Genomic DNA, 12,269 nt, shown 5'->3' with positions numbered 1-12,269 from the left:
CTCAATTCCTGTGAAAGCCTTAGTTCAATTGAACTCTGTCTTGTTGTTTAAATTCATCCAGATTAGAGATAACCCATTGGTCACCCTCTTTGGCACCTTGTAAAATTTCGACGTACTGTACTGATGACGCACCTAATACCACTGAGGTTTTCACCGCCAGATTATTCGTCACCTGATAGGCAATACGGCTGGCACCTGAGCCGACAAAGTCGCCCCTTTTGATGCGAAGCACATTGTCTTTTTGCTCAATAATAACGCGGGCAGATAAACGCTGGTTCTGACGTAAGCTGGTGCTGTCGTTTTGAGAAAAACGCACTCGTGCAGTCACTAAGTTGTCCTTCACTTCAGGGGCTATATGGCTCAGTTCACCTTTGAGTTGCTGATTGCCTAAATTCACTTCGACCAGCATACCCACAGCTAAATCGCGGATATAACTTTCCTGCACCGAAAGCTCTGCTTCGTAGCGGCTTAAATCGATCACTGTTAATAAACCTGTGCCCGCCAGAACATGGCTTTGCTGCTCTGCCAGCCAGTTACCCACCTGGCCTGTGACAGGAGCTTTAATTTGCAGTGCCGCCAGCTTTCGATCCAGTTCAGCCACAACCAAAGCCTGACGGGCTAAAGCGGACTGACCAGACTTTTTTTCAAAACTCAGCTTATCTGAAGCCAGTGCGACCTTACGTTTGGCGTGGTCAAACTCCAGCTCGGCCTGCAACAGATTGTCTTTCGCCACGTCGTAATCCAGTTGGCGAATGACCCCCACTTTAATTGATTGCTCAGCACGGGCCAGCTCACGCTTGGCGGCTATTAAGTTGACCTGAGCTGTGTTTTGCACTTGCTCCATATCCAGCTGCAGTTCACGTGCTAACAACGCTGAACGTTCAAAATCAGATTCCATACTGGCGAGTAAAGCACGTTGTTGCTCCAGTTCGTTATCCAGCGCTGGGCTTGATACAACAGCCAATAAATCCCCCAGTTGTACAGCTTCGCCTGGTTGTTTCAGATACTGAACCTGGCCTGCTTCCTGACTAAATAAAGTAGGCGCATTGGCCGCCACTACCCTGCCCTGCACCGATAAATCACGGGTAAAACTGCCGCGCTCCACTATAGCCAGTTGCACCTGATCTTTAGGCAAGACCAAAGAAGCCTGAGCCGAGCTGGCCGCCAACAGGCTATAACTGATATAACAAACACCAGCCATAAATAAAGTGGCCAACACAGGGCGACGCCACTGTCTGGTTTTGTTCGGTTGGATTTGAATATCCTGATTTTCTGTGCCCTGGATCATCGCTGTTCTCCATCATCTGATTAACCAGATATAGCAGGGAACGTGCCACCGCAAAGAATAAAGTTAAGCCGTTGTTTTATAATGAAAAAACCGAAAACCACTGACTAATTAAAACTGTCCGCGGACAGATAAAGTGTCCGCACAAATCAAGCGGACAGCGGACATAAATAAATGAAGGAGTAAAAATGCATTATTTATTGCAGTATCAAACATCAGCAGATTATCTGGAAAAGCGGGTGTTGTTTCGTGCCGAACATTTGCAGCTGGCCTGGTCGGCCGCAGAGCGAGGTGAGTTGGTATTAGGTGGAGCTGTAGGTGAGCCAATAGAGAGCGCTTTATTGCTGTTTAACGTAGCAGATCCGGCGCAGGTTCAAGCCTTTGCCGAATCGGATCCCTACGTGATCAACGGCTTGGTCAGCAGCTACCGTATCCTGCCATGGCATACGGTAGTGGGTCATGACGCCACAATCCCCATACGCTAAAGATTAAATTGGGGTCAGATCACATTAGTTATACGTAACTAATGTGATCTGACCCCATTTTTATTTTTTCTGCCACTGACCGTTCAGTTGGATAAACTGACCAGCTTCGGTTTTTTCTATGGCTTTTTGGCCTGCAATTGCTTCGACATCTGACAACTGAATACCGTTTTTCGCGGCCAGTTTCTGATACTCGGCTTTGCGGGCTTTGTTAATTAAGTCGGCTATTTCTTTGGCTTGAGCAGAGGGGCTGACCACACCTAAATAGCCATTAGGTTGCTCGCCTACCAGACCTTGAGTTTTCGCAGGCCCCAAAGCAGACATGGCTTGCTGCAAATCCATCGCCAGCAAAGGCAAACTGATAGCAAACACACTTGATAGCAGTAATTTATGTACAGTTTTCATCTTGGCTCTCCTTAAAATAAACCACTGGAATCACTGATCAATTCGTCCAGTTCTTTATCCACTTTTATCAAAATTTCATGCTGAATTTTAACATTCAGATTGATATTGATTGGCTCATTTGGCATAGCCACCTGCACTGTGGGGGTACAGGCTGCGCTGACTAAGATCGCCAAACAAAGGCTTAAACCTCGGTTCATGCGGCACCTCGCTGTGCCGCACCCTGGCTGGCTGCCTGCGGCTGTGAAAATTGTCTATCCTGCCAATTTTTCATTATTACTCCTTGCGGGCGTCTTTGGCTTTTTGGGCTGCCAGACGCTGTTGAACCCTTTTTTTCACTAACTCGCTGACCTGACCGCTTAACTGCAAGCTGGTGATCATAGCTGGTAAATTCTCTTCTAAATTAATACTGAAATTCACAGCCCGGCCTTTTTCAAAATCGGGGTTATTGCCTTCCAGTTTCAGTGCCAGTAATAACTGTCCTTCTTTGCTGTAACTGACTCCAGCCGACAGCACTGAAAAATGAAAATTCTGCAGCGCCTGCATTACGATCTTCATGCCCTGATTCGAGGCAGCCATAGCCTGGGCTTTATCCGACTGGTACGCAATCTTGCCGCCAGGTTCTAAAGCGGCCACTGAGCCCTGAGCTACCGTCAGCTTGCCTTGTTCTATGCTCAAAGGCAAAGTGCCGGATATAGTTCCTTGCCCTGTCATATCGGCGCTGGGATGTTGCTTCAGTAATTCTGCCAACTGTAATTTATCCAGTTGCAGCAAGACTTTAGCATCTTTACTTAAATCGATCTTCTGCTGCGTCGCTTTCACCTGACCACCAAACAAAGCCAGTTGCAGTTGCTTTAGATCAAGCTGTCCGGAAAACCAGTCTGGCGCTTTGGTTTTGTAAACGGCCTGAAGCTCTACAGGCCCAAACAACAGGCCATGATTCACCTGCTGTAGTTTCAAGTCATTAGTCTGAACAGTCCATGCCGCACCTTCGCTGAACAAGGTTAACTTTGTAGTCAAACCATTAAATACAGTTCTGTCGTAGATGCCGCTTAAATCGCGCACTACCAGCTCTGTTTGCTGTTTTATCAGCGCCATGCTGGCCATATCAAACGTCAGTTGACCTTTGCCTGATGCTTTGCCTTTTTGCAATGTTAAAAGTTCAGGCCAAAAAGGCCCAATTTGTAATGGATTACCCGCCAGAAAAAACAGTTCAGGCAAAGTCCAGTTCAGGCTGATTTTCTGCTCCGCAAGTTTGACTTTATGCTCCAACGCCAAGGATTGACTGTTCGCCAACCGACCGTCCACCTCGGCCTGCTGCTGTTGATACGAGGCTTTTCCTGCCCAGTTCCAGTCCAGCGTTTTTACCAGAGCATGCTGCAGCTGTTTTACTTCAAGTTTCAGTTCAGTTTTTAGTTGAGCATTCGCAGGTTCCGCCGGGTCCAGTTTAAGCTTCAAATCCTTAGTCTCCAGCACCAGCTGTTGTATGTTCAGATCCGGGTGCTGATAACCAGATTTCAACTGCAGGGGCTTAGTCGCTTCAAAGTTCAGTTGATTGTTTTGCCAGACAGCCTTGCCACTGAGCTTTAAATCAAGCTCAGAGAACTGATGCTGCTGCCAGTTTAACTGGCTGCTTGCAAGGCTCAGTTCAAACTCAGGAATTTGTAGTTGCTCAGCCGTCGGCTGGATCAAAGCTTTGAGGGCCAGCTTTACATCACCAATGCCTTCAACAGATACGGCTTGTTGATTGGCCAGTTGCAGCTGTATTTGTTGGCTTTGTTCGCTGTAGGTTAAGGATCCCAGCAGCAAACAGTCTGAGTTTTCAACACTGTTGCTCAGCTTGCTGTTTAGACGGGCACAAGGTAACGAAATCTCAATCTGTTCAAAAACTAACACTTGTGGCAACCACAATGGCAAAACAGGCAGAGTCGCCCCCTCTGTTTCTGGTACTGTTTCGGATTGGGTTTCAGCAGTTGCCAGTTGCAAATCCAGTTGAGCCTTCAGCGATTGAGCCTGCACCAGCTCTAAAGGCCAGGGCCAGCCTGTCCACCCCAGCTCCAGTTGTTCCAGTTGCAGCTGTTGATTGCCATAAAACGGCAGTTGCACTGAAAGCTGTTCAACACGCACCTGACCCCAGGATAAATCTAGGCCTTGCCATTTGGGGTTCAGTAGGTTCCACCAGTAATGCAGCTGAATAAAAGCAAACAACATGCCTGCCAGCAGCAATAGCAGCAAATTCCACTTTAACCAAGACCTTGATTTTTTTACGCCAGAACCAGCCTTTATCACGTCATCCCCTTTTTGCTTCATTTCACTTTAAGCCCTTTGGCTGAATCGTCAGTGAATTCAATCTATTAGTCTGGCGCTAAAACCCAAAGCAGGCCAGTACTTTTGGGCCTGTGTCATTGGCATTGTATCGCTTTGTTACATAATTGTATCTTTTTAACCTAAAGGAAACGTGCTTTAATCGGGTGCTTAACAAGGAGGACGATATGAACAAATCTAAACTGACAATAGCCATAGCTTTTGCTTTAACCATAGCCGCCTGTGGCACACAGACACAAACGAACTTACCTGCTGGCATCAAACTGATTGAACAATCCAAACCCCAGCAAGGTATCCATATTCCGTATAAGAAATATCAGCTGGACAATGGCTTAACCCTAATTGTTCATGAAGATCATTCCGATCCAATGGTGCATGTGGATGTGACTTATCATGTAGGTTCAGCCAGGGAAGAGTTAGGTAAATCAGGTTTTGCCCACTTTTTTGAACATATGATGTTTCAGGGCTCTGAAAACGTCGGTGACGAAGAACACTTCCGAATCATCACTGAAGCAGGCGGTACGTTAAACGGCACCACCAACTCCGATCGCACCAACTATTTTGAAACTGTACCCGTCAATCAGGTTGAGAAAATGCTTTGGTTAGAAGCCGACCGCATGGGCTTTTTACTGGACGCTGTCACAGAGAAGAAGTTTGAAGTACAACGCGAGACAGTGAAAAACGAACGTGGCCAGCGAGTTGATAACCAACCTTACGGTCGTTTAAATGAACGAGTGTCTCAGGCGTTATATCCTGACGGCCACCCGTATTCCTGGCCAGTTATTGGTTACATGGACGATTTAAACCGCGCCAACGTCAATGACGTGAAAGCCTTTTTTCTGCGCTGGTATGGCCCAAACAACGCGACTTTAACTATTGGTGGCGCTGTTAAAGCCGAAGACATGTTACCTATGGTACAAAAGTATTTTGGTTCTATTCCTCGTGGTCCTGAAGTGATCAATGCAGAGAAAAAATTCGTCAAACTGCCTGAAACCCGTTATATCTCGATGGAAGACAATGTGCATTTACCACTGGTCTACATCGCTTATCCAACAGCTTATGCTCATCACAAAGACGAAGCAGCTTTGGATATTTTGGCAGAAATTTTAGGCGGTGGTAACAACTCACTGCTGTATAAGAATCTGGTGAAAAACCAGTTGGCAGTGCAGGCTGCTGTATCTCACCCTTGCCGTGAACTGGCTTGCGAGTTTTCGTTATATGCCTTGCCAAATCCAACTTCGGGTAAAAACCTGGCCGATATAGAACAAATTATCCGCGCCAGCCTGACTGAATTTGAACAACGTGGTGTGACAGACGACGACCTGTTAAAAGTAAAAGCAAAAATTGAAGCCGGCAGTATCTTTGGCCTGCAAAGTGTTTCAGGCAAAGTCAGTCAACTGGCCGCCAGCGAGACCTTTTTAGGTAAGCCTGACACTATTGGCGACGATATCGCCCGTTATAACGCGGTAACCAAAGACGATGTAATGCGGGTGTACAACACTTACATCAAAAATCAGCACTCTGTGGTGATGAGTGTGGTACCAAGAGGCCAAACTCAGCTGATTGCCAAAGCGGATAACTTTAAGCCGGTGCAACATGATTTTGGTGGCCCTTCAACCACCAAGGCTGAAGATCTGCAGGTACGTAAAGCCGTAGATAATTTTGATCGCAGCAAGCAACCTGTTGCCGGTATGAATCCAGCTGTTGAATTGCCTGCCACCTGGACCACAGATTTGGGTAACGGTATTAAAGTGCTGGGCAGCCAAAGCACAGAAACACCAACCACCTCTTTATTACTGAAAATTCCTGTTGGCAGTTATTATGAAACAGCAGATAAAGCCGGTGTATCCGCTCTAATGGCTGCTCTGCTGAACGAAAGCACCCAAAATTACAGCACTGAGCAAATGAGCCTGGAGCTGGAAAAACTGGGCAGCAGCATCAGTATCAGCAATAGCGACAGCTATATAAACGTGTTTGTGTCCAGCTTAAGTAAAAACCTGCCACAAACCTTAGTGTTGCTGGAAGAAAAATTACGCAATCCGGGTTTTAAAGCCGAAGACTTCAGCCGCTTGCAACAACAAACCCTGCAGGGTATTCAGCACAGCGCCACCAGCCCCGCTTACTTGGCAGCAACGGCTTATAACAAAATGATGTACGACGGCAGTATTGCTGCGATACCAAACGAAGGCACTCTGGAGTCGGTCAGTAAGCTAACTCTGGATGATGTGAAGAACTGGTACCAGACATACTTCAAACCAGCAGGTGGTCAGTTGATTGTTGTCTCTGATCTACCTCAGGACACTGTAGCTACAGAGCTGAAAAATCAGTTGTCTGACTGGCAAGGCAAAGGTCCGTCCATACAGGTGAATACAGGCAACATGAAAGCTAAGCCTGGTACTATTTATCTGCTGGATAAGCCTGATGCTCCTCAGTCTGAAATTCGCATTGGTAAGCGTTCACTGACACAGGACATCACGGGTGAGTTTTATCAGGCCGGCTTAATGAATTTTGTGTTAGGCGGCACGTTCAACAGCCGTATTAACCTGAATCTGCGTGAAGATAAAGGTTACACTTACGGTGCCCGTGCCAGCTTTAACGCCGACAAGTTTACAGGTACTTACACTGCTTCTGCAGCAGTAAGAGCTGATGCCACAGTCGATTCTATTCGTCAGTTTATTAATGAAATTGACGCGTTCAGACAGAACGGCATTAAGGATGATGAACTGGCCTTTATGCGCCTGGCGATCAATCAGTCGGATGCGCTGAAATATGAAACACCTAATGCGAAGTTAAGTTTTATGGCGCAAATTCTGGAGTTTAATTTAACTCCGGATTTTGTTCGTGAGCGTAATCAGATTGTCTCCAGCATCAGCAAAGAGCAGATTAATGCCTTGGCTGCTAAACACCTGAATACCAAAGAAATGAGTATTCTGGTGGTGGGTGACGCTAAAAGCTTAGCTCCTGAACTGGAAAAGCTGGGTTATCCAGTAGAGAAAATCAGCCTGTAATAGAACTAAAGCGGTAAGGCTGCCTGTCAGGTGGCCTTACCGCTTCATAGTTTCGACGCATAATGTATTTTACTCCGTAGCAGCAGTCCCTGTAACTCCTTAACATTCCCGTCATTTGGTTACAATTTTCTACCACTATTCGATAGTTGAAACTACTTTTGATCGCTACACTAGTAGCTGAAGTTTTTCTGTGAATTCAAGCGTAAACGTCTCTGGAAAAGCAGTTTCTGACAAGAAAACCTGGGATCAACAGCTTCATTTTTCTTAAATTTTTATTAATTTATGACTAATCGTCACAAATTCAAAAAAACATGGCAAACTAGCCAGCCTGCTAAAGGCATGAACAAAGTTTCAGATCAAAACCATGATCTGAAATTTACCTGTAGATGGTTCTAATCTAAAAGTGCAGTAAAGCCGTAAACTGAAAGCTGTACTTTTGGGTCTCTATTAACTTTTTAATCTGGTCACTGTTATGAAAAGATTTAAATCCATTTTATTTGCCGTTCTTGGCCTGATCTGCGTGTTTATGGTACTTGCAGGGGTCAAAGGTGGTCAGATTGCAGCCATGATCGAATCAGGCGAAACTTTTGTACCTCCACCAGAATATGTCAGTACTTTTAGTGTAGAACAACAAAGCTGGCCTAATACCTACAACGCCATAGGTACTGTGCTGGCCGACGAAGGTATTGTTATTGCCGCCGAAGTACCGGGCCGGGTGAAAAAAATCAGCTTCAGCAATGGTCAACAAGTCACTGCAGGTACAGTGCTGATTGAGCAGGAGGCCACTAACGAGCAAGCTCAGTTGCGCTCAGCTGAAGCCAGTTTAAAGTTAGCCAAAACAAGTTATGACCGTTTGGTGCAGTTACGCCGCACTAATATCGCGACTCAAAGTGAGTTAGACAACGCCAAACAACAACTCGACAGCGCCTCTGCTCAAGTGGACAACTTAAGAGCCACTTTGCAGAAAAAAGTCATTCGTGCCCCTTTTGATGGCCGCATTGGTATTCGTCAGGTGGACTTAGGCACTGACTTACAAACAGGCACCGCCATAGTGTCGTTGCAAGCGACCAACAAAGTGCGGGTAAATTTCCCAGTGCCACAAAACTGGCTGACGCAAATTACTAAAGGTTTACCTGTAGAAGTGTCTGTGGGTGACGGCGCAGTGATAGTCAAAGGTGAAATCAGTGCCATTGGTGCAGAAATTAATACCAACACCCGTAATGTCATAGTGCAGTCGATTTTAGACAACAGCACTGATGTACTGATCCCGGGTATGGCAGTCTCTGCCACTGTGACCTTAACAGAGCCTCATCAGCTACTGGTGGTGCCTAGCACAGCCATTATTTACGCTCCTTTTGGTGACACTGTCTTTGTAGTGGAAAAAGATGATAAAGGTGGTTTGAAAGCTCGCCAGCAATTTATCCGTTTAGGCAAAGCACGTGGCGATTTTGTTGAAGTGGTTGATGGCTTAAAAGCCGGCGACCAGGTAGTGAGCGCAGGTGCATTTAAGCTGTTTAATGGCCAGTCTGTGGTACTGAGTAAAACTCAGCCACCAGAATTTAAAGCTGCGCCAACACCAGCTGATACCTGATATGTGACGCCATATCCAAAATCATTGATCACCAGCCATTAACAATGAGCAGATTATGAACTTTACCGATATTTTTATTAAAAAGCCTGTGCTGGCCATAGTGGTCAGCCTGCTGATATTGCTGGCTGGTTTCCAGTCGATGAGCAATATGACGGTACGACAGTACCCACGTTCAGACATAGCTGTGATAAAAATTACCACAGCTTATATAGGTGCCAACGCTGATTTAGTCCGTGGTTTTATCACCACGCCTATAGAGCGTGCTATCGCCTCAGCCGGTGGTATCGACTACATCGAATCTCAGAGCACTATGGGCGTGTCGACAGTGACAGCGCATTTGCATCTGAACTATGACCCGCTGAAAGCCATGACGGAAATCAGTGCCAAGGTGAATCAGGTGCGCGGTGATTTGCCGCCTGAAGCCGAAGTACCTGCTATTGCCATTGAAGCGGCGGACAGTCAGTTCGCAGCAGCTTATTTAAGCTTCAGTTCGGATATTCTGGAGCAGAACCAGATCACTGAGTTTTTAAGCCGCTCTGTGCAGCCGCGCTTAATTGCCATTAGTGGTGTACAAAAGGCCGACATTTTAGGTGGCCGTACTTTTGCTATGCGAGTCTGGTTAAAACCAGAGCGTATGGCGGCTTTAGGCATCACGGCCTCTGATGTACGTACTGCACTGACCGATAACAATGTGCAGGCCACTATTGGTCAAACCCGTGGTGCTTACACTCAGGTAAATTTACGCGCCAACACAGACATGAAAGGCGTCGACGAATTTAAACGCATGATTTTACGTCAGAATGGCGACGGCATAGTGCGTTTGTCTGATGTAGCCGACGTTGTACTTGGCGCAGACGATTACAATACAGACGTCAACTATTCAGGCGAAACCGCCGTCTTTATGGGCGTCTTTGTTGCACCCAATGCCAACTCGCTGGACGTGATTAAAGCAGTCACCAAAGAGATGGAGGCAATCCGGGCTGAATTACCAAGCGGTTTAACTGGTGAAGTCTCTTACGACGCCACTAAATACATTGAAGCCGCTATAGACGATGTGGTGAAAACACTGGCCGAAACCCTGCTGATTATTGTAGTGGTGATCTTCCTGTTTTTAGGCTTCAGTCGCTCCGTGCTTATTCCTATCATCGCTATTCCGCTGTCGCTGATTGGTGCCATGTTTATTATGAAAGTCTTTGGCTTTTCCTTAAACCTGCTGACCTTATTGTCGATAGTTCTGTCTGTTGGTCTGGTGGTCGATGATGCTATCGTTATGGTAGAAAACATTGAGCGCCATATTCAAAATGGCCTGAAACCTTTTAAAGCCGCTTTAGTCGCAGCCCGTGAATTAGGTGGCCCTATTATTGCGATGACAGTGACGCTGATTTCGGTTTATGTGCCTATAGGTTTACAAGGCGGTTTAACCGGTACTTTATTCCGCGAATTTGCTATTACCCTGGCTGGCGCTGTGACTATTTCAGCTGTGGTGGCTATTACGCTGTCGCCCATGATGGCGTCCCGCATGTTAAAGCCTCATACCAGCAACAAAGCACCGCTGGATGGTATTTTTAATAAATTCCAGGGTTTTTACAGCCGTAAACTCGAAAGCACCTTAAACAACAGAATTGGCGTCTATGTGTTCTGGTTTGGCATTATGGCTCTCTGTGTACCCTTGTACAGCATGTCACCGAAAGAACTGGCGCCGGTAGAAGATCAGGGCGTTATTTTTGGCATAGTCGACTCGCCTGCCAATGCTACAGTGGATCAGTCGTCTTATTATGGCAAATACGTCAACGAAGCTTTTATGTCTGTGCCAGAAACCGACTTTACCTTCCAAATCACTTTCCCGACTGGTGGTTTTGGCGGCATGGTGACTAAACCCTGGGCTGAACGTGAACGTACCGTCTTTGAAATGATGCCTGAAGTGCAACAGAAACTGGCGGAAATTTCCGGTGTGCGGATCTTACCTATTACTCCTCCTGCCCTACCAGGCGGTGGTAACTTCCCGGTTGAATTTGTGATTGCCTCTACTGCGGATTCAAAAGAGATTTACGACTATGCGCTGAAGCTGGAACAAGTGATGCGTGAGAGTGGTATGTTCCCGTTCCAGCTGATTGATATGAAAGTAGATCAGCCCGAGTATCAGCTGAATATTGACCGCGATAAAGTGGCCGATTTAGGCCTGAATATGCGCGATGTAGTGCAGGACCTGGGCACCTTATTAGGCGGCGGTTACGTGAACCGCTTTAATATGTCGGGCCAAAGCTACAAAGTGATACCACAGGTGAAACGTCTGGAGCGCTTAACGCCGGATGATTTAACCAACCTCTATATCAAAGGCCCTGAAGGCCAGATGATCAGAGTCGATCAAATCGCCAGCCTGAGCCACAGCACTGTGCCACGCAGCATCAATCGTATGCAGCAGCTCAACGCCGTCAAAATCAGTGGTGTGACGATAAAGCCGTTGGATGAAACCTTAACCTTCCTCGAAACTGAAGCGAAGAAGTTACTGCCAAGTGGTTACTCTATTGATTACACCGGTGAATCGCGCCAGTTAAAACGTGAAGGCAATACCTTCCTGCCCGCTTTTACTTTGGCTGTGACTATGATTTTCCTGGTGCTGGCGGCTCAGTACAACAGCTTCCGCGATCCTATCGTCATTCTGTTAGGTTCAGTGCCCTTGGCTCTGTTTGGTGCGCTGGTCTTCACCTTCCTGAAAATCCCGGCTCCTATGCCATTTTTCACCGACGGTTTTACCAGTACGCTGAATATCTATTCGCAGGTGGGTTTAGTCACACTGGTGGGTTTGATAGCGCGTAACGGTATTCTGGTGGTGGAATTTGCCAACAAACTGCAAGAACAAGGCAGGAGTAAACTAGATGCGATTCGTGAAGCTTCAGTGCTGCGTTTACGCCCTGTAGTGATGACCAGCTTCGCCACTATTGCCGGTCACACACCATTGATATTTGCTGAAGGTGCAGGCGCTGAAGCCCGTAATTCCATAGGTATAGTATTGGTGCTAGGTATGACCATAGGTACCTTTATGACACTCTTTGTTTTACCTTCGGTCTATATGCTGATTGCCAAAGATCACAGCCATGACAAGGTGATGGACGAAGATGATGAAGAAGATCATCAGGTGAAACCAGCGTAAAATCAAAACATGAAAATGGGGTCAG

At 46.6% G+C, this 12,269-nt stretch carries 8 protein-coding genes; 4 read left to right on the top strand and 4 right to left on the bottom strand.

Translation table 11 applies throughout. The annotated features are described in order from the left end of the window. Window positions 1-19: 19 nt before the first annotated feature. Window positions 20-1,288, bottom strand: a complete 1,269-nt coding sequence (locus P3C17_RS03820; protein WP_300928181.1) for an HlyD family efflux transporter periplasmic adaptor subunit — start codon at window positions 1,286-1,288, stop codon at window positions 20-22. A 185-nt stretch (window positions 1,289-1,473) separates the two neighbouring features. Between P3C17_RS03820 and P3C17_RS03815 the strand changes: the two genes are divergently transcribed. Beyond that, a complete protein-coding gene (locus P3C17_RS03815) occupies window positions 1,474-1,770 on the top strand; it encodes a YciI-like protein (protein ID WP_300928180.1) in 297 nt (98 codons plus the stop codon). Window positions 1,771-1,830: 60 nt separating this feature from the next. Here the strand turns inward: P3C17_RS03815 and P3C17_RS03810 are convergent, their stop codons facing one another. From P3C17_RS03810 to P3C17_RS03800, 3 genes are all read right to left on the bottom strand, one after another. After that, window positions 1,831-2,172, bottom strand: a complete 342-nt coding sequence (locus tag P3C17_RS03810) for a YdbL family protein (RefSeq protein WP_300928179.1) — start codon at window positions 2,170-2,172, stop codon at window positions 1,831-1,833. 11 nt (window positions 2,173-2,183) lie between these two features. After that, on the bottom strand, window positions 2,184-2,369 hold the full coding sequence (locus tag P3C17_RS03805) for a YnbE family lipoprotein (protein WP_300928178.1): 186 nt from the start codon (window positions 2,367-2,369) through the stop codon (window positions 2,184-2,186). A 76-nt stretch (window positions 2,370-2,445) separates the two neighbouring features. Beyond that, window positions 2,446-4,479 (bottom strand): YdbH domain-containing protein, encoded by a 2,034-nt coding sequence (locus tag P3C17_RS03800; protein WP_300928177.1) that lies wholly within the window; start codon window positions 4,477-4,479, stop codon window positions 2,446-2,448. Window positions 4,480-4,661: 182 nt separating this feature from the next. Between P3C17_RS03800 and P3C17_RS03795 the strand changes: the two genes are divergently transcribed. From P3C17_RS03795 to P3C17_RS03785, 3 genes are all read left to right on the top strand, one after another. Further along, window positions 4,662-7,502 carry a pitrilysin family protein gene (locus P3C17_RS03795; RefSeq protein WP_300928176.1) on the top strand — a complete coding sequence of 947 codons (2,841 nt, stop codon included), beginning with the start codon at window positions 4,662-4,664 and terminating at the stop codon, window positions 7,500-7,502. Between the two features lie 472 nt (window positions 7,503-7,974). Beyond that, on the top strand, window positions 7,975-9,093 hold the full coding sequence (locus tag P3C17_RS03790; RefSeq protein ID WP_300928175.1) for an efflux RND transporter periplasmic adaptor subunit: 1,119 nt from the start codon (window positions 7,975-7,977) through the stop codon (window positions 9,091-9,093). 55 nt (window positions 9,094-9,148) lie between these two features. Further along, complete coding sequence (locus P3C17_RS03785) at window positions 9,149-12,244, top strand: efflux RND transporter permease subunit (RefSeq protein ID WP_300928174.1); 3,096 nt, start codon at window positions 9,149-9,151, stop codon at window positions 12,242-12,244. Window positions 12,245-12,269: the final 25 nt, after the last annotated feature.

Origin of the sequence: Rheinheimera sp. 1928-s (assembly GCF_029269265.1) — a bacterium.
Lineage (GTDB): Bacteria > Pseudomonadota > Gammaproteobacteria > Enterobacterales > Alteromonadaceae > Pararheinheimera.
Note: the sequence above shows the minus strand (reverse complement) of the source record. Positions and strands in the feature narration are given on the sequence as shown.

What these genes read in the sequence shown, in the direction of transcription:
- P3C17_RS03800 (WP_300928177.1), bottom strand. Translation starts at nt 4,479, where the DNA reads ATGAAGCAAAAAGGGGATGACGTGATAAAGGCTGGTTCTGGCGTAAAA.
- P3C17_RS03810 (WP_300928179.1), bottom strand. Translation starts at nt 2,172, where the DNA reads ATGAAAACTGTACATAAATTACTGCTATCAAGTGTGTTTGCTATCAGT.
- P3C17_RS03805 (WP_300928178.1), bottom strand. Translation starts at nt 2,369, where the DNA reads ATGAACCGAGGTTTAAGCCTTTGTTTGGCGATCTTAGTCAGCGCAGCC.
- P3C17_RS03795 (WP_300928176.1), top strand. Translation starts at nt 4,662, where the DNA reads ATGAACAAATCTAAACTGACAATAGCCATAGCTTTTGCTTTAACCATA.
- P3C17_RS03785 (WP_300928174.1), top strand. Translation starts at nt 9,149, where the DNA reads ATGAACTTTACCGATATTTTTATTAAAAAGCCTGTGCTGGCCATAGTG.
- P3C17_RS03815 (WP_300928180.1), top strand. Translation starts at nt 1,474, where the DNA reads ATGCATTATTTATTGCAGTATCAAACATCAGCAGATTATCTGGAAAAG.
- P3C17_RS03820 (WP_300928181.1), bottom strand. Translation starts at nt 1,288, where the DNA reads ATGATCCAGGGCACAGAAAATCAGGATATTCAAATCCAACCGAACAAA.
- P3C17_RS03790 (WP_300928175.1), top strand. Translation starts at nt 7,975, where the DNA reads ATGAAAAGATTTAAATCCATTTTATTTGCCGTTCTTGGCCTGATCTGC.